The 21,072-nt window shown below is 71.8% G+C and carries 20 protein-coding genes; 9 read left to right on the forward strand and 11 right to left on the reverse strand.

The genetic code is table 11. From position 1 onward, the window contains the following. Positions 1–246 precede the first annotated feature (246 nt). A complete protein-coding gene (locus RIN75_RS16885) occupies positions 247–1,233 on the forward strand; it encodes a hypothetical protein (RefSeq protein WP_309112885.1) in 987 nt (328 codons plus the stop codon). A gap of 2 nt (positions 1,234–1,235) precedes the next feature. Here RIN75_RS16885 and RIN75_RS16890 read toward each other — a convergent pair whose 3' ends face one another. Continuing rightward, on the reverse strand, positions 1,236–2,270 hold the full coding sequence (locus tag RIN75_RS16890; RefSeq protein WP_309112886.1) for a hypothetical protein: 1,035 nt from the start codon (positions 2,268–2,270) through the stop codon (positions 1,236–1,238). A 24-nt stretch (positions 2,271–2,294) separates the two neighbouring features. After that, on the reverse strand, positions 2,295–3,005 hold the full coding sequence (locus RIN75_RS16895) for a VOC family protein (RefSeq protein ID WP_309112887.1): 711 nt from the start codon (positions 3,003–3,005) through the stop codon (positions 2,295–2,297). A 24-nt stretch (positions 3,006–3,029) separates the two neighbouring features. On the opposite strand from RIN75_RS16895, the gene RIN75_RS16900 reads away from it, so the two are divergent. Further along, positions 3,030–4,811, forward strand: coding sequence for an alkaline phosphatase D family protein (locus RIN75_RS16900; protein ID WP_309112888.1), 1,782 nt, complete (start codon positions 3,030–3,032; stop codon positions 4,809–4,811). Between the two features lie 775 nt (positions 4,812–5,586). On the opposite strand, the gene RIN75_RS16905 is transcribed toward RIN75_RS16900, so the two are convergent. Both RIN75_RS16905 and RIN75_RS16910 read right to left on the reverse strand, forming a co-directional pair. After that, complete coding sequence (locus RIN75_RS16905; protein WP_309112889.1) at positions 5,587–6,348, reverse strand: maleylpyruvate isomerase family mycothiol-dependent enzyme; 762 nt, start codon at positions 6,346–6,348, stop codon at positions 5,587–5,589. Further along, entirely contained in the window at positions 6,345–6,767 is a 423-nt protein-coding gene (locus RIN75_RS16910) for an SAV_6107 family HEPN domain-containing protein (protein WP_309112890.1), read from the reverse strand. Before RIN75_RS16910 ends, RIN75_RS16905 begins: the two co-directional genes overlap by 4 nt. 181 nt (positions 6,768–6,948) lie before the next feature. Between RIN75_RS16910 and RIN75_RS16915 the strand changes: the two genes are divergently transcribed. Together RIN75_RS16915 and RIN75_RS16920 are read left to right on the forward strand one after the other, a co-directional pair. Continuing rightward, entirely contained in the window at positions 6,949–7,449 is a 501-nt protein-coding gene (locus tag RIN75_RS16915) for a YbaK/EbsC family protein (protein WP_309112891.1), read from the forward strand. Beyond that, complete coding sequence (locus RIN75_RS16920; protein WP_309112892.1) at positions 7,446–8,006, forward strand: GNAT family N-acetyltransferase; 561 nt, start codon at positions 7,446–7,448, stop codon at positions 8,004–8,006. The genes RIN75_RS16915 and RIN75_RS16920 overlap by 4 nt, the downstream gene beginning before the upstream one ends. Here RIN75_RS16920 and RIN75_RS16925 read toward each other — a convergent pair. Beyond that, entirely contained in the window at positions 8,003–8,626 is a 624-nt protein-coding gene (locus tag RIN75_RS16925; protein ID WP_309112893.1) for a CHAP domain-containing protein, read from the reverse strand. The two genes, RIN75_RS16920 and RIN75_RS16925, sit on opposite strands and share 4 nt — an antisense overlap. Before the next feature lie 100 nt (positions 8,627–8,726). After that, positions 8,727–10,406: a DUF885 domain-containing protein gene (locus RIN75_RS16930; protein WP_309112894.1), complete on the reverse strand. Its 1,680-nt coding sequence runs from the start codon at positions 10,404–10,406 to the stop codon at positions 8,727–8,729. Positions 10,407–10,510: 104 nt separating this feature from the next. Here RIN75_RS16930 and RIN75_RS16935 point away from each other — a divergent pair, with 104 nt between their 5' ends. Further along, positions 10,511–11,161, forward strand: a complete 651-nt coding sequence (locus RIN75_RS16935; RefSeq protein WP_309112895.1) for a DUF3153 domain-containing protein — start codon at positions 10,511–10,513, stop codon at positions 11,159–11,161. A 544-nt stretch (positions 11,162–11,705) separates the two neighbouring features. On the opposite strand, the gene RIN75_RS16940 is transcribed toward RIN75_RS16935, so the two are convergent. From RIN75_RS16940 to RIN75_RS16950, 3 genes are all read right to left on the reverse strand, one after another. Next, positions 11,706–12,737: a CU044_5270 family protein gene (locus RIN75_RS16940; RefSeq protein WP_309112896.1), complete on the reverse strand. Its 1,032-nt coding sequence runs from the start codon at positions 12,735–12,737 to the stop codon at positions 11,706–11,708. Beyond that, positions 12,730–13,338, reverse strand: coding sequence for a sigma-70 family RNA polymerase sigma factor (locus tag RIN75_RS16945; protein ID WP_309112897.1), 609 nt, complete (start codon positions 13,336–13,338; stop codon positions 12,730–12,732). Before RIN75_RS16945 ends, RIN75_RS16940 begins: the two co-directional genes overlap by 8 nt. A 64-nt stretch (positions 13,339–13,402) precedes the next feature. Next, on the reverse strand, positions 13,403–14,287 hold the full coding sequence (locus RIN75_RS16950; protein ID WP_309112898.1) for a methylenetetrahydrofolate reductase: 885 nt from the start codon (positions 14,285–14,287) through the stop codon (positions 13,403–13,405). 105 nt (positions 14,288–14,392) lie between these two features. Here RIN75_RS16950 and RIN75_RS16955 point away from each other — a divergent pair, with 105 nt between their 5' ends. Both RIN75_RS16955 and crtI read left to right on the forward strand, forming a co-directional pair. Then, complete coding sequence (locus RIN75_RS16955; RefSeq protein ID WP_309112899.1) at positions 14,393–15,463, forward strand: polyprenyl synthetase family protein; 1,071 nt, start codon at positions 14,393–14,395, stop codon at positions 15,461–15,463. A 1-nt stretch (position 15,464) separates the two neighbouring features. Then, on the forward strand, positions 15,465–16,958 hold the full coding sequence (gene crtI, locus RIN75_RS16960) for a phytoene desaturase family protein (RefSeq protein ID WP_309112900.1): 1,494 nt from the start codon (positions 15,465–15,467) through the stop codon (positions 16,956–16,958). Here the strand turns inward: crtI and RIN75_RS16965 are convergent. Further along, positions 16,891–17,616: an ABC transporter permease gene (locus RIN75_RS16965; protein WP_309112901.1), complete on the reverse strand. Its 726-nt coding sequence runs from the start codon at positions 17,614–17,616 to the stop codon at positions 16,891–16,893. The genes crtI and RIN75_RS16965 overlap by 68 nt on opposite strands. Further along, the gene (locus RIN75_RS16970) at positions 17,613–18,329 is read right to left on the reverse strand and encodes an ABC transporter ATP-binding protein (protein ID WP_309112902.1); all 717 of its coding nucleotides are present in this window, start codon (positions 18,327–18,329) and stop codon (positions 17,613–17,615) included. The genes RIN75_RS16965 and RIN75_RS16970 overlap by 4 nt, the downstream gene beginning before the upstream one ends. A 360-nt stretch (positions 18,330–18,689) precedes the next feature. Between RIN75_RS16970 and mptB the strand changes: the two genes are divergently transcribed. Together mptB and RIN75_RS16980 are read left to right on the forward strand one after the other, a co-directional pair. Continuing rightward, positions 18,690–20,153 carry a polyprenol phosphomannose-dependent alpha 1,6 mannosyltransferase MptB gene (gene mptB, locus RIN75_RS16975; protein ID WP_309112903.1) on the forward strand — a complete coding sequence of 488 codons (1,464 nt, stop codon included), beginning with the start codon at positions 18,690–18,692 and terminating at the stop codon, positions 20,151–20,153. Next, a complete protein-coding gene (locus RIN75_RS16980) occupies positions 20,150–21,067 on the forward strand; it encodes a phytoene/squalene synthase family protein (protein WP_309112904.1) in 918 nt (305 codons plus the stop codon). The genes mptB and RIN75_RS16980 overlap by 4 nt, the downstream gene beginning before the upstream one ends. Positions 21,068–21,072 lie beyond the last annotated feature (5 nt).

The raw sequence follows: 21,072 nt of genomic DNA on the forward strand, positions 1-21,072 counted from the left end.
GACGTCTCGCGGACCCACCGCTACCCCAGACGGCCGGCCCCGTTCAACCGGACGGCGAGCCGGGCGAACGGTCCGCGGCGAACGGGTCGAGACGTTCCGTGCGAGCCGGTTGAGAAGTTTCGCGTCGAGGGGCGGAAGTTTCCGGGCGGTAGCCGGAACCGGTCGTGGCGTGCCAGGCGTCGACACGGTGTGACTCGACGAATTCCCTTATCCAGAGCCGGTTCGTGGGCATGGGGCGTCGTCGCGGTGGCCCTCGCGCTCGCCGCGCTGCACATCTGGGGCATCACCGAGACGCCCGAGCGGAGCTTCTTCTGGTTCCTCACCGCCGCCGACCTCCTCGTCGCCGCGGTCGCCGCCGTCCACGCCCTGCGGTGGCCCCGGTACGCCGTCTTCGAGGAGGACGCGCTGGTCCTGGCGGGCCTGCGCGTGCCCTACGACTCGATCACCTCCGCCCGCACCGGCTGGGTGTCCGCCAAACCGTTCTGGCTCGCGTTCTGGCTGCCGAACTCGCTGGTCATCGGGCTCATCGTGGCCGCGCAGAACTCGACCAAGTTCGCCCGCGAGGTCGTGGAGGTCGACACGAACCACGGCCGCTTCCGCGCCCGGTGGCGGGACACCTACGGCCAGCGCGCGTTTGTCGACGCCCTGCGCGCCGCCCGCCCGGACGTCGAGCCCACCTACGGCCTCGACGGCACCAACCCCGCCCGCGACTGCACGCCCCGGCTCGGCGTCCCCGGCGGCCTGCTCGCGTGCGCGCTCTCGGTGTGGGCGCTGTTCGCGGGGCTGCTGAGCGTGGAGCTGACGGACCGGTCCACCTACCGCAAGCCCGCCTCCACCGAGGCGACCTCCGCCGCGGTGCGCACCCTCGCCGCCGGCTTCCGCGACTACGAGACCCTGCCCGGCGTCGCCGTCGACTTCCGCACCTGGCGGTGCGAGCGCCGCAACGGCATCCTCGGCCCCGCGCCCGACCTCGTCGAACTGCACCTCGTCCTGGAGAGCCGCGATCTGCCCGCGACCACCGCCGCCGCGGTCGAGGCGAAGATCCGCGAGGACGCCGGGATGGATGAACGCAGCTACGTCATGACCGTCGACGAGAACTCGGACCTGCGCCTGAACCTCCCCGAGACCAAGGGGCTGTCGGTGTGGGTCTCCACGGGCTGCGTCGACGTCGACGACGCCGAGCGGCTGCGCGGCGAACTGCGCGCCCTGGCCGCCGCCGTGGGCGTCCGCTGACGTCAGTCGGCCAGGGCCCAGAAGTGGACGGCGGAACCGTCGGCGGCGACGGTGTACCAGCGGCCCGGTCCCGCCGACCAGGGAGGACCCGAGATCGGGAACGGGTAGGCGATCCGGCCGCGCACCGTGATCGTCGTCGGGTCGACGCACCAGTGGCGCGGCTCGGGCGCGTGCGACCCGGTGCCCAGCACGGCGACGTCGTCGTGCGGGAACCCCGCCTGGTAGTCCCAGAACACCCGGTCGTCCCCGGCCGGCGGCGGCACGGCGGAGTCGCACTTCCACTCGCCCAGTTCCACGCCGTCCGCCGACCGGTGCACGTACACCGACCACTGGCCGGGATCGGTGGTGAGGAAGCGTTCCCCGGACGGGCTCATCGCGAGGAACACCTCCTCCGCGAACCGCTCGACGACGAGTTGCCCGCCGTCCAGCCGCCCCATGAGGACGGGTGAGTCCTCCTCGCCCTCGCCGACGGTCAGCGCCATGCGCGTCGGGTCGGGGAGGGGGAAGTGCCAGGAGTCCGAGCCGACCGTGCCGGTGTCGGCCCGGGCGAGCACCGAGCCGTCGGCCGAGTCGAGGACCAGCCACTCCTCGCGGATCTCGTCGCCGTCGTAGTTGCGGACGTGCGCCCACACGAGCTTGCCGTCCGGCGAGAACGCGGCCGAGCCGGTGTCCGCGTGCTCGTGGTTGCGGTCGTCGGCGTACTCGGCGAACGAGGCGTGAGCCTGCGTGCACACGACAGTGGACCAGCAGCCGTGCCGGACCTCCCACCGCACCGCGCCGGTCGCGTCCACGGCCCGCAGCGCGTGCAGGCCCGCGAACACCGCGAGGTCCGCCGCCGGCGACACGGCCACCGCCCCGTACCCGCGCGGCCAGGGCGCGGGGAACCGGACTTCACTCTCGCCCCGCACGACCAGTTCGGCGTCGCCGCGCTGCACCAGCAGCCCGTGGGTGATTTCCGGAGCGTCCGCCGATGTGGCGTCGAGCGGAGCGGCGACGGTCTCGAGGAGGCGTGCGGGGCACACAAGATCATGCGGCATGGTGGTCAATTCTCCACGAACGCCTCAGCGCGGCGTGAGGACGCAGAACTCGTTGCCCTCCGGATCGGCCAGCACGACCCACTCGACGTCACGCTGACCCACGTCCGCCCGCACCGCGCCCTGCGCCTCCAGGCGCGCCACCTCCAGCCGCAGGTCGCCGTCGGCGGGCGGCACGACATCGAAGTGCAGCCGGTTCTTCACCGACTTCGGCTCGTCCACGCGCACGAACTCCACCCAGAACCCGGTTTCCCGGCGCAGCGACGCGAACTCGGGGTGTGACCGCGTCAGCGGCAGGCCGGTCGCGTGCGACCAGAACCCGGCCAGCGCGACCGGGTCCAACGCGTCCACGACCACCGCCGCCACCGGCCCGACGCTCAGGTACTCCTCACGCGGCTCCAGCACGCAGAACTCGTTGCCCTCCGGGTCCGCCAGCACCACCCACGGCACGGACGCCTGACCGATGTCCGCCTCGCGCGCGCCCAGCGACTTCGCCTTCGCCACCAACTCCGCCTGGTGCTCCGCCGAGGTCGACGCCAAGTCGAGGTGCAGCCGGTTCTTGACCCGCTTCACGTCCCCCACCGGCACGAACACCAGCTCGACACCCTCGTCCAGCGCCACGTCCACCTCGTCGGCGCTCTCCCCCGTGATCGGCTTGTCCAGCAACGCGGACCAGAACCGGCCCAGCGCGCCGGGATCGGCCGAATCCACCACGACGTCGTACAGCCTGGTTGTCATGCAGCGAAGGTAACGTCTGCGCGCATGGCGGAACTGGTGCTCGGTCCGGTGCTGCGACACGTAGACGCGACGTCGGCCACGGTGTGGGTGGAGACCGACGCCGCGTGCGAGGTGGAGATCGCCGGGTACCGCGCGGCGACGTTCCAGGTGGGCGAACAGCACTTCGCGCTGGTGGTGCTGGACGGGTTGACGCCCGACACGACCACGCCCTACCGGGTGCGCTTGGACGACCACGTGGTGTGGCCGCCGCCGGACTACTCGTTCCCGGCGCCGCGCATCCGGACGTCCGGTGTTCGACGCATCGTGTTCGGGTCCTGCCGTGCGGCGAAGGGTCACCACGGTCCGGGGCACGACAAGCTGGGGCCGGACGCGCTGGACGCGTTCGCCAAGCAGCTCAAGGAGTTGCCGGAGGAGCAGTGGCCGGACGCGCTGCTGCTGCTCGGCGACCAGGTGTACGCGGACGAGCCGACGCCGAAGGTCAGGCGGTGGCTGGCGGAGCGCAGACCGGAGCCCGAGGGCGAGGTGGTGTCGTTCCGGGAGTACGCCGAGCTGTACCACGAGTCGTGGGCTGATCCGGAGATCCGGTGGCTGATGTCCGTGCTGCCGACGTCGATGATCTTCGACGACCACGACATCCGGGACGACTGGAACACGTCGCGGGTGTGGCGGGCGCAGATGGCGGAGTACCGGTGGTGGGGGCAGCGCATCCGGGCCGGGCTGGCGTCGTACTGGGTGTACCAGCACCTGGGCAACCTGGGCCTGGACGAGCTGGCGCGAGACGAGCTGTGGGCCAAGGTCCGCACGGCAGGCGGTAACGTGCAGGGTCTGCTGGAGGACTTCGCCGAACAGGCCGACCGGGAGGCCGACGGCCGCAAGCCCACGCGCTGGAGCTACCGCCGTGACTTCGGCCGCACCCGCCTCTTGGTCATCGACACCAGGGCGGGCCGAATCCTGGACGGCCCCGAGCGCCTGATGGTCAGTGACGAGGAGTTCGACTGGATCGAGCGCAACGCCGAGGGCGACTACGACCACCTGCTGATCGGCTCATCCCTGCCGTGGCTGATGCCCCACGCCCTGAGCCACTTCCAGTCCTTGAACGAAAAGGCCGCGGCCCGCCCCGGCCGACGCGGCCGCGTGGCCGAACGAATCCGCCAACTCGGCGACCTGGAACACTGGCCCGCTTTCCGCGCGTCGTTCGAACGCCTGGCCCGCCTGGTCCACCGCATAGGCACGACCCCGCAGGCCCCCAGCACCATCTGCATCCTCTCCGGCGACGTCCACCACAGCTACGCCGCAAGAGCCGAGTTCACCACCCCAACCCACTCAGAGGTCCTGCAACTCGTCTGCTCCCCGGTCCACAACGACCCCCCATGGTTCTTCCGCCCGATCTTCGCCCTGTCCTGGTCCAGACCTTTGGCCCGCTTCCTGCGCTGGCGAGCCACCCGCGCCGGCGTCTCGCCGGACCCGGTGAGCTGGCGCAAGATCAGCGGCCCCCACTTCGGCAACTCGATAGCCCTCCTAGACCTGACCACCACCCCCGCCCACTACCACCTCGAAACCGCCACCCCAACCGGCCTAACCACCGCCACCGACCTAACCTTCCCCCACCCACACCCCCACTTCGATCCCACTAACGAATCCACCCCCAACGCCGCCCCCACCGCCCACTCCGACCCCACCGCCGACCCTCACCCCACCGCCGCCCCCGGCCCCACCGCCAACCCCGGCCCCACCGCCAACCCCGGCACAGGCCCTAACTCCACCCCGGCCCCCGACTCCGGCCCCGCCCCCGGCCAGCACCCCTGACCCGGCGCCCACGACCAAGCCAGCCACCACGACCACGAACCCGAGCCGCCAGCCACGACCGCCACACCAGCCACGGCGACCGCGCGGTGGCGGGGCGACGGCGGTGGGGGCGATGACGACCGCGACGGCGACCAGGCGATCACGACCGCGACCGCGGCGGCCGGGGCGATCACGACCGCGACCGCGGCGGCCGGGGCGATCACGACCGCGACCGCGGCGGCCGGGGCGATCACGACCGCGACCGCGGCGGCCGGGGCGATCACGACCGCGACCGCGGCGGCCGGGGCGATGGCGACAGCGACCCGGACCGCGAGCGCGACGGCTGGGTCGACGGCAGCGCGACCGCGACTGTGACTGCAACGGCAACGGCAACGGCGACGGCAACGGCAACGGCGACGAGTGGGCCCGACGGCGACGAGTGAGCCCGGCCTCGGCGTTCGTGAGGTCGCCGAAGGGCCGCCCTAGAGCCGTTTTACGCTGGCCGAAGGGCCGCCCCCGGGACCGGTTCACGCCGCCGAAGGCCGCCCCCGCCGCCGCCGCCCCGAGGGCCGAGGGCGTCTGACGTCGCCGGGAAGCCCGGAACCCTGGGCCGCCGGGGACGCCGGGGAGCGGGCCGGGTGCCGCGCCGCCGACTCCTTTCCAAATCACGGGACGCGCGAGGCGAAGATTGGTTCCGGATCCTGCATGTCACTCGATAGAGGGAAGTCGTCGGAGGCTGTCGTCCGGACCATTTTCGCAGGTCCGGACGCACCCCACGCCTGTCACACGTTGGTGGTCACTTGGTGGCCAAGCGCAAAAGCGCCCAGAGTTGGGCGATCGCGTCGTGATCACCGATCGGCTCCACCTCCCGGTCCGGGATGCGACCCCACAGCCACCGGTACACCGCCATCGGGCTCCCCGTCACCTCCGCGTCCGCCGACTCCGCCTCCTCCGGCGTGGCGCGCCAAGCCAGCGACGGGTTGGGGCCCGTCCGTGTGAGCCACACGCGGTTGCCCACGCGGATCGCGACCGTCGACTCCCTCGTCCCCCGCACGCCCAGCACGTCCAGGCGGTGGCCGAGCCACAGTGACAGGACCTCATCTACACCGTCCTCCGCAACGTCATCGGGCACCGCGGTCACCGGGAGGCCGGCTGCCGCCTGGATGTCCATCCGGTGCATGGTCGCCTCGTGCGCGAGACGCCTGGCCCAGAAGCCGCACGTCCGGTCCTCCGGCCACCACGTCTCGCACGGGTCGTCCGCCGAACGCGCCGAAAGGGCCTCGACCAACGGACCGACAGCGGCGCGCACGTAGTCCGACAACGACTCACCCGGGAGCGGGTCCTGTTGCCACGTCACGGGTTGCAGGCCGTCGCGGACCCACTTGCCGGCCATCCGGAACAGGCTGCCCACGTGCCGGACGGTCTCGCCCAGGTTCAGACCCGGGCACGCGGGCACCTGGCGCTCGGGGCGCTGGTGCTCTGCCGACGCGGCCAAAAGCTCCGCCTCGGAAGCGATCACCTCGATCAAGCGGGCGTAGTCGAGAAGTCCCCTGGTCACAGCCCGTCCTCGCGGGGGTGCATGAGTGACTCGACCAGGTCGGCGAACTGCCCGGCCTGGCGGACCAGGTCGTCGGCGCTGCGCGGGTTCACCTGCCGGGTGATGCCCGCCAGCACCGCCGCCCGCGCCGGGGAGAACGACGCGAAGTACGTCGCCCACTCCGCCAGTTCCGGCGCCAAGCGCGGCAACAACACCCACACGCTGGTCGGCTTGGCCCGGCCCCGGTGCGGTCGGCCGCGCAACGCCAACACAGCCGCGGCGGATCGCATCGCGCCCAGGTAAGCGGCGGCGAAGCGGTCGGCGGGTTCGGTGGTGTGTTCGGCTTCGCGCAAGCACTCCCGGGCCTGCGCGAGGAGGCTGACGGCGGACGCCGGGGGCAGCGGGAGCGGGATGGAGGGGAAGTCGGTCGCGGTGGACATTTGCGGCCTCCTCGCGGCGTCGGGACGTCGACGACCGCCGCGGGGAGACGGCGGCACTTGGTGGTGGGGCGCTTCCCCCGCCCCACCACCAAGGCATAGCTCGAACACATGTTCGAGCCAGGTCAGCGTAACCCGGAAACCCGCTACTCCTCAACCCGCCCGCACGTGGTCTCATGAACAGGTGAGCGCACTTGACCACCCCGGTATCCGAAAGGTGGCGGCGGCCCTGGCCGAGGCGGGCCACCACGAGGCCGCCGACGGCATCGTCGTCCTCGCCGACGCCGTCCGCACCGCCGCCGCGGCGGCCGAGGCCGTGGGGGTGCCGGTCGGGGCCATCGCGAACAGCCTGGTCTTCGCCGCGGTCCGGGACGGTGTCCCGAGCCCGCTGCTGGTCCTGACCTCGGGCGCGCACCGCGCGGACACCGACCTGCTGGCCGGACTCGCCGGGGCCGACAAGATCGAGCGGGCCAAGCCGGACTTCGTGCGCGAGCACACCGGTCAGGTGATCGGCGGCGTCTCCCCGCTGGGCCACCCCGCGCCCATCCAGACCTTCGTGGACGTGGACCTGGAGCAGTACGACGCGGTGTGGGCCGCCGCCGGGCACCCGCACGCCGTGTTCCCCACCACCTACGCGGGCCTGGTCGAGCTGACCGGCGGCACACCGGCGCGGGTCGCCCGATGACCGCCGCGCCCTCCCAGCGCCTGGTCGAGGTCTCCGCGCGCGAGCTGAACTCCCGCCTGGGCGAGGCCCTGGCCCTCTACGTCAGCGCGATGAACTACCCGCCGGGCACCGCCGAGCAGCGCGCCCCGATGTGGCTCGCGCACATGCTGCGCGACGGCTGGCGGTGCGTGGTGGCGCTGGGCGAGCAGGACGAGCTGATCGGCATCGGCTACGGCTACCGCGGCGCGGTCGGCCAGTGGTGGCACGAGCAGGTCCGGCACGGCCTGACCGCCGTCTCCGGGCCGCGCGCGGTCGAGGAGTGGATGCACGACTACTTCGAGCTGACCGAGCTGCACGTCCTGCCGCGCGCACAGAGCCGGGGCATCGGCGAGGGCCTGCTGCGCAACCTCTTGAGCGGCGTGACGACCTCGCGCGTGCTGCTGTCCACCCCGGAAGGCCCCAGCAAGGCGTGGCGGCTGTACCGGCGGCTGGGGTTCGTGGACGTGCTGCGGCACTACCAGTTCACCGGGGACCCGCGGCCGTTCGCCGTGCTGGGCCGGACGCTGCCTCTCGACTAGAACGGCGAGACGAAGCCGCTCACCTTGAGGCCGGCGCCGTTGGCCAGGTCGCTGATCTTGCGCCACTTCGTGTAGACGACGCGGTCGCTGACGTTGCCCTCGACGGTCCGGATGTGCGTGGCGTGCCGGCCGGTGCGGTCGTAGGCGACCTCCACCACGACGCCGACGTGCGCGAACATCGACGGGTAGTCGCCGTAGACGATCACGTCGCCCATCTCGGCCTCGCCCGACGACAACGGCCGCCACTTGCCGTTCTGCTGGCCCCACTTCTGCCAGTACGTGGCCCAGTGCCCCTGGTCGACGCCGGGCGCGCCGGGCGCGGGCGACATGGACGGCTTGTCCTTCACACCCGCCTTGGTCCACACCCAGTTGACGAAGATGCCGCACCACTCGACCGGCCGCCGGATCGCCGGGTCGATCGCCTGGTACTTCAGCGGGTAGCCGTTGGGGCCGTCCTCGCGCTGCCCGATCTGGCTGAACGCGAAGTCCACGATGTCCTGCCGGACCCGCCACTCGGCCGGGTCCACGACCTCGTCCTGGGCCAGCGCGGGCGCCGCGCCGAACAGCAGCGCGCCCACCGCGGCCAACCCGACCGCGGACCGCGCGACTCGTCTCGACATGGCGTCCCCCTGGAAGCTCGGTGCCCCAGCATATGCAACAGAAGCCCCGGTGACACCGCCGTAAAGGCAGTCACCGGGGCACTGTTCACCTCTCAACCGTTCACAGTTCGGCCAGGCGCTCCCGCAGCGTGTCCAGGCCCATCGCGCCCATCTCCAGGGCATCCTTGTGGAACTTCTTCAGGTCGAACGCGTCGCCGTGCCGGCCGCGGGCCTCGTCGCGGGCCGCGAGCCACAGCCGCTCGCCGAGCTTGTACGACGGGGCCTGGCCCGGCCAGCCCAGGTAGCGGTCGATCTCGTCGCGCACGTGGTGCGGGTCGGTGATGGTGCGGGTCAGCATGAACTCCAGGCCCAGCTCCGGCGTCCACCGCTCGCCCTCGTGGAAGCCGGTGCCCTTCGGGATCTCCAGCTCCAGGTGCATGCCGATGTCGATGATCACGCGGGCCGCGCGGAACAGGTGCGCGTCCAGCATGCCCAGCAGGTCGCCGTCGTCCTCCAGGTAGCCCAGCTCGCGCATCAGGCGCTCGGCGTAGAGCGCCCAGCCCTCGCCGTGGCCGGACACCCAGCACAGCAGCCGCTGGAAGTTGTTCAGCTTCTCCGCCTGGTAGACCGCGGTGGCGACCTGGAGGTGGTGGCCCGGGACGCCCTCGTGGTAGACGGTCGTGACCTCGCGCCACGTGGAGAACTCGGTCTTGTCCGCGGGCACCGACCACCACATGCGGCCGGGGCGGGAGAAGTCCAGGGTCGGGCCGGTGTAGTACGCGCCCACGCCACCGCCGGGCGGCGCGATGCGGCACTCCAGCTTCATCAGCTCGTCGGGCAGCTCGAAGTGCACGTCGCGGACGTCGAGCAGCGCCTTGTCCGACAGCTGCTGCATCCACTGCTGGAGACCGTCCTGGCCGTGCACCAGGTAGCGCGGGTTGGCGTCCAGCGCGGCGGCGGCCTCGGCGAGCGTGGCGCCCGCCTTGATCCGGTTCGCCACCTGCTTCATCTCGTTCTCGATGCGGGTGAACTCCTCCCAGCCCCACTGGTAGGCCTCGGCGAGGTCCAGGCGGGCGCCGGTGAAGTAGCGCGACCACAGGCGGTAGGTGTCCTCTCCGACGGCGTCCTTCCGCGGGGCCTTCGGGGCCAGGTCGGTGCGCAGGAACTGGGCGAAGTCCGCGTAGGCCTCGGCGGCGGCCTTCGCACCGGCTTCCAGGTCGGTGCGCAGCGACGCGTCCACGTCGGCGTTCGCGATGAGGTTCGCGAAGTAGGACTTGCCGTTGGTGCGGCCCGCGTACGTGTCGCACTGCTCGGCGACCCGGGTGACCTGGCGCAGCGCCGCGACCTGGCCGCGGTCGGCGGCGTTGGCCAGGCCCGCGCGCAGGTTCGCGACCGCGTCGGGCATGGCCGCGAGCCGCTTGGCGATGGTGGCCCACTGCTCGGCGTTGTCGGTCGGCATGAGGTCGAAGACCTCGCGCAGGCTCTGCACGGGACCGGCGATGACGTTGAGTTCGCCCTCCCACAGCCCGGCCTCGTGGATCTCGAGGTCCAGGCCGACGCGCTCCAGGAACACGGCCTTGGCGTCCGCCTCCGACTTGTCCGCGGGCTCGGCGGCGGTGATCGCCGCGAGCGCGCGCTGGGCGATCTCCTTGCGGGCCGCGTGGCCGTCCGGCGAGTAGTCGGTCAGCTCGTCGTCGTGGCCGGGGGTGCCGATGAACGTCGCCGCGAGCGGGTCCGCCGCGGCGTAGTCGACCACGAACTGGTTGCTGATGCCGTGCACGCCGGCCGGAGAGGTTGCCATGAGCCGCACGTTACCTGCGCGTCGCTTCACCCCGACAGGTAATTAGCCGTCCGAACGACCACACTCGAGCGGTCAACTTTTGACCCGGCCGGCAGGATGGCCGCGTGTCCAGGGCCACAGCGCTCCTCCTGCCGGTGTTGCTCCTCGCGGTCTTCTCGCTGACGGGGTGCGTCCGGCTGCACGCCGCGATGGCGCTGTCACAGGACGACCGCGTGTCCGGCGAGATCGTCGCGGCCACCCCGCCGACCCGGGACAACGACCCCGGCCCGCAGCTCAGGGTGCCCAACGAACTGGCCAGCCGGGTGACCACCAAGCCGTACGCGGCGGACAACTACACCGGCACCCAGCTGTTCTTCAGCGGCTTGACCTTCGACGAGGTCCGCGGGCTGGCGGCGGCGACCAGCGCGTCGTCGAGCCGGTACCAGCTGAACTTCCGCCGGTCCGGCGACCTGGTGACGATGAACGGCTCGGTGGACCTGACCCAGGTGCCGGTGGAGCGGGCCGACATCCAGGTCAAGATCAGCTTCCCGGGTGAGGTCGTCGAGACGAACGGGCGGGAGGAGGAGTCGTCCACCATCGCTTGGTCGCCCAAGCCGGGTCAGGCTTCGATGTTGCAGGCGACGGTGCGGTACGCGGGGGAGAATTCGCCTTCGTACTTCGGGTGGACGATGCTGCTGGCCGGGTTGACTGGTGGGGCTACGCTGATCGTGGTCGTGTTGGCGATCGTGGCGCATCGTCGCAGCCAGGTGGCCTGACTGGCCCGACACACGCAACGGCCGCTTTTGCTTCTCGCCGCGCTCCGCGCGGCGGGCTGCTCCCAGCCACGGCGGGGCTTCGGTTCCCCCACCGTATGCCTGCCCGAAGGGCTACCACGGATTCCCCGGGTGCAGCCAAAAAGTTTTGCGAGGAACGAGCAAAAGTTTTTAGCGGCACCCGGGGAATCCGTGGTTGGCTTTGCCGGGCCATGCGGTGGGGGAACCGAAGCCCTTCCCTCCCCCATCGGCGGCCTCCAGGCCGCTTTTGATCTTGAGAGCGCGTCAGCGCGTTCAAGCTTGAGAGCGCGTCGGCGCTGTTCAAGAGCGCGAAGCGCGTTCATCCTCCAGCAGCGCGGAGCGCGTTGCGTCTACACGCGCGAAGCGTGGATTTGAGCGGGGAAGCGCAATTTCAAAGATTAAAAGAGCCTCGCCGGCGGGCGAGCCACCGAGGATGACACAACTACAACTGCGGGGAGTTGAGGTGTGTGCCCCGGCGGCACCTCCCGCCGGCGCTGCGCGCCGAAAAGCAGGCGCTGCGCGTGGATCAGCGGGTGGTGCCGATGGTGTCGACCACTGTCGTGGTGACCGAGGAGTAACTGGTGACGGTGCCCTTGGGGATGCCGGCGAACATCGAGTCGGATACCTTGCGTTCGCCGATCACCTCACCGGTGGTCGGGTCGAGAATGATTTCCTGGCGTTCGCCGTCCTCCGACATGCCCAGGGCCACGCCCTTTCGGCCGTCCAGGTCGGCGGCGTTGTCGGTGACGTCCAGGCCTGGGAGGTGGGTCAGCGCCCGGAGCAGGTTTGCGCGGATGTGGGCGGGAACCAGGCCCGTGCGCAATGCGTCCGCCACGTAGACCAAGACCTGCTTGCCGCCGCCGCTGTCGGTGCGCAGCCGTTCGTACAACTGCTCGGGGTCGGCGGGCAGGCCGGCCAGGAACTGCGGTTTCGGGAATTGCCAGGTGCCCTGGTCGGGGAGGCCCTGGGTGAATGCGCCGCCCTTCGCGCGCTGTTCCGGCCACGGCGACTCTTCCACCACTGCTCCGGCGGCGCGGGCTTCGGCCTCGGTGCCCTTGACCCACTTGCGGTTGCCGGTTTCCCGGCGGCGTTGCAGCCACTCGCCCGCGACTGGGTCGGCGGGAATCCACGTCTCGATGAGGTTTTCGTTGAGGAAGGAGAAGCTGTTGTTTTCCGCGCCGATCGTCTTCATCCACCAGGCGTGGGTGGTCACGTAGCGGTACTGGCCGTTCGCGACCGGTGGGTCGGTGGTGCGGGCGGCGATGTCGGCGGCGGTGGTCAGGGTTTCCCGGGCCTCGGCGGTGGCGGTGCTGGGCGAGAGCAGGGTTGTTTGCACGACTACGGCGATGGCCAGGATTGCGGCGGCTGCGGCTGCCAGGCGGCGTAGTGGGCGGGGCTGGGACGGGGCGGTTTTGATCAGCTTCAGGGGGGTTCGGGGTTCCGCCGCGGCCACCACGGTTGCCCGGACGGCGCCGAGGTTGCGGTGGTCGGGCTGGATCTCGTGGTACAGGCCGTCCAGGGCCCGGTCCAGTTCGTCGTCGGTCCACACTTCACGCATCGCCGTCCTCCGCTCCCCTGCTCGTAACCGCACTGTGTGACTGCAACCACCGGCGGACCCGGTGCAGGCGCGAGTGGACCGTGCCCACGGGAATGCCCAGGGCCTGGCCCACCTCGGTCGCGTTGAGCCGACCCCACGAGGTCAGCAGGAGCACGTCCCGGTCACCTGGCTCGAGTGCGGCGAGGGCGCCGGCCAGCTGACGGATCTGCTGCTGGGCGGTCACCCGCTCTGCCGTGCGGTCCTCGGGGGACTCCTGGGACCGGTCCGTCCCGACCATGCGGGACCTGGCCTGCCAGCCTCGGACTTCCTGGCGCACGTGCCGCCGGAGCAGGTTGCTGGCGATGCCGAACAGCCACGGCCGGACACCTGCCCGCGCGGGGTCGTAGGTGTGGCGTTGTTGAAGCGCCACCAGGAAGGTTTCCGAGACCAGGTCGTCGGCGGACTGGTTGCCGACCCGGCGGGACAGGTACGCGTGCAGCGGCACGGCGTGCTCGTCGAAGAGGAGTCCGAACGTGGCTGCCGGGTCCGGGCCGGTCAGGTCCGGGCCGGTCGCGGTTGGGCCGTCGTCGGGGGGTGGGCTCGGGGTTGGCCTCGCGGTCATCCTTGTCACGCAACTACTTGCCCGCAGGCCGCCGCGCCCTTCACGGGGCGCGGCGGGCTGACGGTCAGGTGCGTGCGGGGACCAGGCCCAGCCGGGCGACCACCTCGCGGGTCGCCTTCGAGCGGTTGAACGTGTAGAAGTGCAGCGCCGGCACGCCCTCCGCGAGCAGACGCTCGCCCATCTCGGTCACCAGGTCCACGCCCGCCTTGCGGAACGCCACCGGGTCGTCCGACAGGTGCTCCAGGCGGGCCGCCACCGACGCGGGCAGGGGCGCGCCGGACAGCTCCACCGACTTGGCCAGCGTGCGGGGCGTGGTCAGCGGCATCAGGCCGGGGATGAGCGGGGTGTCGCAGCCCGCGGCGGCCAGGCGGTCGCGCAGGCGCAGGAAGTCGTCCGGGTCCAGGAAGAGCTGCGCGATCGCGAAGTCAGCGCCCGCCCGCAGCTTCTGGACCAGGTACTTGGTGTCGGTGTCCAGGTCGGCCGACCTCGGGTGGCCGTACGGGAAGGCCGAGACGCCCACGCAGAAGTCACCCAGTTCGCGGCACAGCCGGACCAGTTCCTCCGCGTAGGTCAGGCCCTCCGGGTGCCGGACCCACTCGCCGTTGGGGTCGCCCTTGGGGTCGCCGCGCACGGCCAGGATGTTGCGCACGCCGACCGCCGCGTACCAGCCGATGACGTTGCGCAGCTCGGCCACGGAGTGGTCCACGGCGGTGAGGTGCGCCATGGTCACCAGGGTCGTCTCCTGGACCACGCGGCCGGTGGTGCGGATCGTCCGGTCCCGGGTCGAGCCGCCCGCGCCGTAGGTGATGGACACGAACGCGGGGTCCAGCGCCTCCAGTTCGCGGATCGCCTTCCACAGCACGCGCTCGTCATCGTTGTCCCGGGGCGGGAAGAACTCCACGGAGAACACGGGGCGGTCCGTGGTGATGCGTTCGACGACCGACGTCATGCCCCTCAGCCTAGAGGTAGGTCCGAGCAGTGGGAGAACCCTTTCACTGAGTGGAACGAGCCCCCCGGTGGGAGCCGCTCCGACGCGAGAGGTGACGATAGACGGGTGCCGCCCCACCCGTTGGACCTGGAACTGCCCAAGCACGTCGACGCAGCCCTCGCAGGCTACTTGGCCGACCGCAGGACCAAGGGTGCGCGCACCGAGGAGAACTTCGCGGGCGTGGTCGACGCGCTGGCGGACTTCGTGCTCGGCGGGGGCAAGCGGGTCCGGCCGACGTTCGCGTGGTGGGGCTGGCGGGCCGCGGGCGGCGACCCGGACGGTCCGGCCGCCGCGGCCGTGCTCACCGCGGTCAGCTCACTGGAGCTGATCCAGGCTTGCGCGCTGATCCACGACGACCTGATGGACGCCTCCGAGACCCGGCGCGGGATGCCGACCGTGCACGTCCGGTTCGCCCAGCAGCACCGCGAGCAGGGCTGGCTGGGTGCGCCGGAGCGGTTCGGGCTCGCGGCCTCGGTGTTGATCGGCGACATCGCGCTGGCGTGGGCGGACGACATGCTCTTCGCCGCCGGCCTGCCCACCGACGCCCTCCAGCGGCTGAGCATCCCGTGGCGGGACATGCGCACCGAGATGCTCGCCGGGCAGTACCTGGACGTGCTCACCCAGGCCCGCGGCGACGCCTCCCCGGACGCGGCGCTGCGCATCGACCGCCTCAAGACCGCCGCGTACACCGTCGAACGCCCGCTGCACATGGGCGCGGCGATCGGTGGCGGCAGCGCCGACCTGGTGGACGGCCTGCGGTCGTTCGGCACCGACATCGGCGTGGCCTTCCAGCTCCGCGACGACCTGCTGGGCGTGTTCGGCGACCCGGCCGTGACCGGCAAGCCCGCCGGGGACGACCTGCGCGAGGGCAAGCGGACGCTGCTGGTGGCGCTGGGCATGGAGTTCGGCGCGGACGTGCTGCACGACGCCCTGGGCAAGCCCGACCTGGACGTGGCCACCGTGGACGTGGTGCGCGCCAAGCTGGTCGAGGTGGGCGCGGTGGACGCCGTGGAGGAGCGGATCGCCGAGCTGACCGAGTCCGCCCTGACCGCCCTGGACCGCGCCCCGATCGAGGAGCCGGCCGCCCGCGAGCGGCTCGCGCAGCTCGCCGTCAGCGCGACGAAGCGGACCTCGTGACATGAGGACGGTCACCGGTCGCACCGACCACGTCGTCGTGGTGGGCGCGGGCCTGGCGGGGCTGTCGGCCGCGCTGCACCTGCTCGGCGCGGGCCGGCGGGTCACCGTGGTCGAGCGGGACGCGGTGCCCGGCGGCCGGGCCGGGCGGCTGGACCTCGACGGCTTCCGCTTCGACACCGGCCCGACCGTGCTGACCATGCCGGAGCTGGTCGAGGAGGCGCTGGCGGCGGTCGGCGAGTCCCTGGCCGACCGGCTCGACCTGCTGCCCGTCGACCCCGCCTACCGGGCCCGGTTCGCCGACGGCTCGGTGCTGGACGTGCACGCCGACCCCGAGGCCATGGAGGCCGAAGTGCGGCGGTTCGCCGGACCCGGGCAAGCGCAGGGCTACAAGGCGCTGCGGGCCTGGCTGACCGAGCTGTACCGGGTGGAGCGGGACGCGTTCATCGGCGCGAACTTCGACTCCCCGCTGGACCTGCTCACCCCGCGCCTGGCCAAGCTGGCCGCACTGCGCGGCTTCGCCCGACTGGGGCCGCAAGTGGCCCGGTTCCTCACCGACGAACGCCTCCAGCGCGTCTTCTCGTTCCAGTCGCTTTATGCGGGTGTTCCGCCACGCAAGGCGCTCGGCGCGTACGGCGTCATCGCGTACATGGACACCATCGCGGGCGTCTACTACCCGCGCGGCGGCATGAGGGCACTGCCTGACGCGATGGCCGCCGCCGCCCAGGACGCGGGCGCGGACCTGCGCTACCGCACCAAGGTCGCGTGGCTGGAACGCATCGGCCGCCGCGTCACCGCCGTGCGCACGACACAGGGCGAACGCATCCCGTGTGACGCCGTGGTCCTCACGCCGGACCTGCCGATGTCCTACCGCCTGCTGGGCCACCGCCCGCGCCGCCCGGTGCCGATCACGTGGGCGCCTTCGGCGGTCGTGCTGCACGCGGGCGTCGACCGGACGTGGCCGGAACTGGCCCACCACACCCTGTTCTTCGGCCGCGCCTGGGACCGCACGTTCGACGAGCTGACCCGCCGGGGCAGCCTCATGACCGACCCGTCCCTGCTGGTCACCGCGCCGCCGGACAAGGGGATGTTCGTCCTGGCACCGGTGCCGAACCTGCGGCTGGGCCCGGTCGACTGGGAGCGCGTCGGCCCCGCCTACCGCGACGAGCTGGTGCAGACCCTCGAACGGCGCGGCCTGACCGGGTTCGGCGACTCGATCAAGGTGGAGAAGCTGGTCACCCCGCGCGACTGGGCCGCCATGGGCCTGGCCGCCGGCACCCCGTTCTCCGCCGCGCACACGTTCGCCCAGACCGGCCCGTTCCGCCCGCGCAACCTCGTGCTGGACAACGCCGTGCTGGCCGGCTGCGGCACGACACCGGGCGTGGGCGTGCCGCCGGTGCTGATCTCCGGGAAGCTCGCCGCCCAGCGGATCACGGGGTCCGTCGGCGCAGGGTCGCGGCGCCGAGCAGCAAGGCCGCGAGCGCACAGCCCGCGATGACCAGCAGGTTGCGCACCAGCGTCCCGTCCACCTCGGACGACCGGGTGACCTGGGTCAACGCGTCCACCGCGTAGGACAGCGGCAGGGCGTCGGAGATCCAGTTCAGCGCGGTCGCCATCTCGTCGCGCGGCACGAACAGCCCGCACAGCAGCACCTGCGGCATCACGATCGCGGGCATGAACTGCACCGCCTGGAACTCGGTCCGGGCGAACGCGCTGGCGAACAGCCCCAGCGCCATGCCCAGCAACGCGTCCAGCACCGCGATGAGCACCAGCAGCGCCACCGAGCCCTCGATCTCCAGCCCCAGCCAGGTCAGCGCGACCGTCGCGGCCACCGCCACCTGCACGACCGCCACCAGCCCGAACGCCAGCGCGTAGCCCAGCAGCAGGTCCAGCTTGCCGATCGGCATGGTCATCAGCCGTTCGAGCGTCGCGGTCAGCCGTTCGCGCAAGGTGGTGATCGACGTGACGATGAACATGATCGCGAACGGGAAGACGCCCAGCAGCGCCGGCGCGGCCCGGCTGAACGCCTGCTCCGAGTCGAACACGTACCGGAGAAGCACGAGCAGCACCGAGGGCAGCAGGACCATCAGCGCCACGGTCCGGTGGTCGTGCCGCAGTTGGGTCAGGATGCGGCGGGTGGTGGCCAGGGTGTTCACGCCGTCCCCCTCACCAGCGCCAGGAACGCCTGTTCCAGGTCCGGCGACCCGGTCCGCTCGCGCAGCGCTTGCGGGGTGTCGTCGGCGAGGAGTTCGCCGTCGCGCATGAGCAGCAGCCGGTCGCACCGCGCGGCCTCGTCCATCACGTGGCTGGACACCAGCAGCGCCGCGCCCCGGTCGGCCAGGTCGTGGAACAGGTTCCACAGCTCCTCGCGCAGCACCGGGTCCAGGCCCACGGTCGGCTCGTCCAGCACGATCAGCTCGGGCCGGCCGAGCAGCGCCACGGCGAGACTCGCCCGGCCGCGTTCACCACCCGACAGGGTGTTGACCAGTTGGTCGGCCTGTCCTTTAAGACCTACTTCGTCCACCACGCGGTCGACGTCTGAAGCGGGCGCTTTCAAGACGGACGCGAAGTAGCGCAGGTTCTCCCGGACGGTGAGGTCCGCGTAGACCGATGGACTCTGGGTCGAGTAGCCGATCCGGTCCCGGAGGACCGCACTGCCCGCCGGGTGCCCCAGAACCGTGACCGTTCCGCCCGCCACGACCTGCACACCCACTACGGCCCGCAGGAGGGTCGTCTTGCCGCACCCGCTCGGGCCCAGCAGCCCCGTGACCGTGCCGGACGGCACCTCGAAGGCCACCCCGCGGACGACTTCCCGCCCGCCACGCACCACCCGCAAGCCGTCGACGCTGACGGCCACCGAATTGGCCATGCGTTGAATTGTCACCCCGCCGGGCCACCTTGGAAACCCCGCGAGGCCGCGTCGGCTCGTCGCGCGGCGTTTTCCGCCGATCGAAGGACGTGATCGACGGAAAACGCCGCGTGACGAGCCGACTACAGGCGGCCGAGCCGCCGGGACGAGGTCGCGGCAATCCAACACCGCAAAGCACCACTTACTCCAAGTGGTCACTCGCTCGTGTGACCTGCCCGTGCGAAGATCCCCCAGGCTGTTACGACCCTGTCACGCGTGTCCGCCATTGCGTGCCGACGCGCGCTCGCGTTGTGCGACGATGTTGCCGCGATGGCCGCGACCCCGTCCCTTCCCAGATCGAGCGCCGCACGTGTCGAGCCGGTGCGGCCCGGTGCTACCCAGGCGCCGGATCCCGGTGGCATACCCGTCCGGACCATCCTGCTCGGCGTCGCCGGCGTCATGCTGGTCGCGTTGGGCGGCACGGGCGCGGGCGCGATCCTCAAGCGCGACCCCCTGCTCACCGACACCTCGCTGAGCTGGATCCGCTACGGGCACGGGCACGACCTGGCCACCGCCGTCCTCTACCTCGGCCTCGGCATGGTCATCTGGGCGTGGGTGCGGCTGGGCCGCATGGTGCGCAACCGGCACGTGGGCAGCCAGGCCGTGCTCACCGCCGTGGTCGCCTGGACCCTGCCCCTGCTGTTCGCGCCGCCGCTGTTCAGCAAGGACATCTACAGCTACCTCGCCCAGGGCCAGATCGCCCTCAACGGCCTCGACCCGTACAAGGTCGGCCCGGCGGTCCTGCAAAGCCCGCTGTCGGACAACGTGAGCTGGGTGTGGCAGAACACGCCCGCCCCCTACGGCCCGTTGTTCCTCATGCTCGCCATGGGTGTCGTGGGCGTCACCAACGCGTCCGTCATCGGCGGCGTGGTCCTCATGCGCCTCGTGCTCGCCATCGGGCTCGGGATGCTCGTGTGGGCGCTGCCGGGCCTCGCGCGACACCTGGGCGGGCGGCCCGCCATCGCGCTGTGGCTGGCCGCCGCGAACCCGCTGATGCTGGTCCACCTCATCGGCGGCGCGCACAACGACCTGCTGATGGTCGGCCTGCTCGCGGCGGGCTGCCTGTTCGTGCTGGACGGCAAGCACGTGCTGGGCATCGCCGTGGTGACCCTCGCGTTCGCGGTGAAGGCCACCGCCGTGGTCGCGCTGCCGTTCCTGGTCCTGGTGTGGGCGCGGCGGCTCGACGGCACCCGCGGCGCCCAGCTGGGCAAGGCCATCGCGGGCGGGCTGGCGGTCTTCGTCGTGGTGTTCGGGGGCACGACCCTGGTCTCCGGGCTCGACCTGGGCTGGATCCCGGCGCTCAGCTCGTCGTCCACCATCGTCAACTGGCTGTCGCTGCCCAGCGCGGTCGGTGACTTCGTGCACACCGTGGTCAGCGCGTTCGTCCGGGTCGAGCCGGGCTGGTTCATGACCGTCGCGCGCGGCCTCGGGTCGCTCCTGCTGCTCTACATCGCGTGGCGGCAGTGGCGGGTGGCCGAGGACGGCGGTCCGGAGGCGGTGCGCCGCGCGGCCATCACCATGCTCGCGGTGGCCCTGCTCTCCCCCGCCACCCTGCCCTGGTACTTCAGCTGGGCGCTGGTGCTGGGCGCGGGCCTGGCGTGGACCACCGGTGGCCTGCGGAAGGTGACGTTCTTCTCGATCTTCCTGCTGCTGGTGACCTTCCCCAACGGCGACACGGCCCTGTACTCGTGGGGCTACCTGGCGCTGACCGTGGCCGTGTCCGCGCTGGCGAGCGTGACCCTGGTCAAGCCCGACCCGCTGAAGCTGTCCAGCAGGTACGCGTGACCGACCTGCAGGCCGCCTACGACCGCTGCCGAGCCCTCAACGCCCGCCACGGCCGCACGTTCTACCTGGCCACCCGGCTGCTGCCCAAGCGCCAGCGGCCCGCCGTGCACGCCCTGTACGGCTTCGCCCGGTGGGCCGACGAGATCGTGGACAGCGGCGCTTCCGCCGACCCGGCCGCCGAGCTGGACGACCTCGAACGCCTGCTGGCCGACGAGCTGGCGGGCCGCCCGACCGGCCACCCGGTGCTCACCGCCCTGGCCGACACCGCCCGCCGGCACCGCATCGACCCGGGCCTGTTCACCGACTTCCTGGGGTCCATGCGGATGGACCTGCACGTCACGGAGTACGCGTCGTTCACCGAGTTGGACAAGTACGTGCACGGTTCGGCGGCGGTCATCGGACTGCAACTGCTGCCGGTGTTCGGCACCGTCGTCCCGCGCGCCCACGCCGAACCGGCCGCCGCCGCGCTGGGCCGGGCGTTCCAGCTGACCAACTTCCTCCGCGACATCGGCGAAGACCTCGACCGGGGCCGCGTCTACCTGCCCATGGACGTCCTCGACGCCCACGGGGTCGACCGGGACCTGCTCGCTTGGTCACGTCGCACGGGACGCCCGGACCAGCGCATCAGGCGCGCGATCGGGCACGTCATGGCCGTGACGTTGGCCACCTACCGCGAAGCGGAGGACGGCGTCGACCTGCTCCAACCGGCGGCACGACCGTGCGTGCGGACGGCCCTGGTCCTCTACCGGAACATCCTGGAGGAGATCGCGGCGGCCGACTACAACGTGCTGGACAAGCGGGTCGTCGTCCCCCGCGCGAGACGGGCCGCGGTGGCGCTGCCAGGCCTGGTCAAGGCCGTGACCGCGCGAGCCGTGTCCGGGCGGCTCGCCTGGAACCGCCCGGACGACCACTGAAACGG

It is taken from the genome of Saccharothrix sp., assembly GCF_031180885.1.
GTDB lineage: Bacteria > Actinomycetota > Actinomycetes > Mycobacteriales > Pseudonocardiaceae > Actinosynnema.

Coding starts and splice junctions, on each gene's coding strand:
- RIN75_RS16890 (WP_309112886.1), bottom strand. CDS start 2,270: ATGCCGCATGATCTTGTGTGCCCCGCACGCCTCCTCGAGACCGTCGCC.
- RIN75_RS16895 (WP_309112887.1), bottom strand. CDS start 3,005: ATGACAACCAGGCTGTACGACGTCGTGGTGGATTCGGCCGATCCCGGC.
- RIN75_RS16900 (WP_309112888.1), top strand. CDS start 3,030: ATGGCGGAACTGGTGCTCGGTCCGGTGCTGCGACACGTAGACGCGACG.
- RIN75_RS16910 (WP_309112890.1), bottom strand. CDS start 6,767: ATGTCCACCGCGACCGACTTCCCCTCCATCCCGCTCCCGCTGCCCCCG.
- RIN75_RS16920 (WP_309112892.1), top strand. CDS start 7,446: ATGACCGCCGCGCCCTCCCAGCGCCTGGTCGAGGTCTCCGCGCGCGAG.
- RIN75_RS16925 (WP_309112893.1), bottom strand. CDS start 8,626: ATGTCGAGACGAGTCGCGCGGTCCGCGGTCGGGTTGGCCGCGGTGGGC.
- RIN75_RS16930 (WP_309112894.1), bottom strand. CDS start 10,406: ATGGCAACCTCTCCGGCCGGCGTGCACGGCATCAGCAACCAGTTCGTG.
- RIN75_RS16940 (WP_309112896.1), bottom strand. CDS start 12,737: ATGCGTGAAGTGTGGACCGACGACGAACTGGACCGGGCCCTGGACGGC.
- RIN75_RS16945 (WP_309112897.1), bottom strand. CDS start 13,338: ATGACCGCGAGGCCAACCCCGAGCCCACCCCCCGACGACGGCCCAACC.
- RIN75_RS16950 (WP_309112898.1), bottom strand. CDS start 14,287: ATGACGTCGGTCGTCGAACGCATCACCACGGACCGCCCCGTGTTCTCC.
- crtI (WP_309112900.1), top strand. CDS start 15,465: ATGAGGACGGTCACCGGTCGCACCGACCACGTCGTCGTGGTGGGCGCG.
- RIN75_RS16970 (WP_309112902.1), bottom strand. CDS start 18,329: ATGGCCAATTCGGTGGCCGTCAGCGTCGACGGCTTGCGGGTGGTGCGT.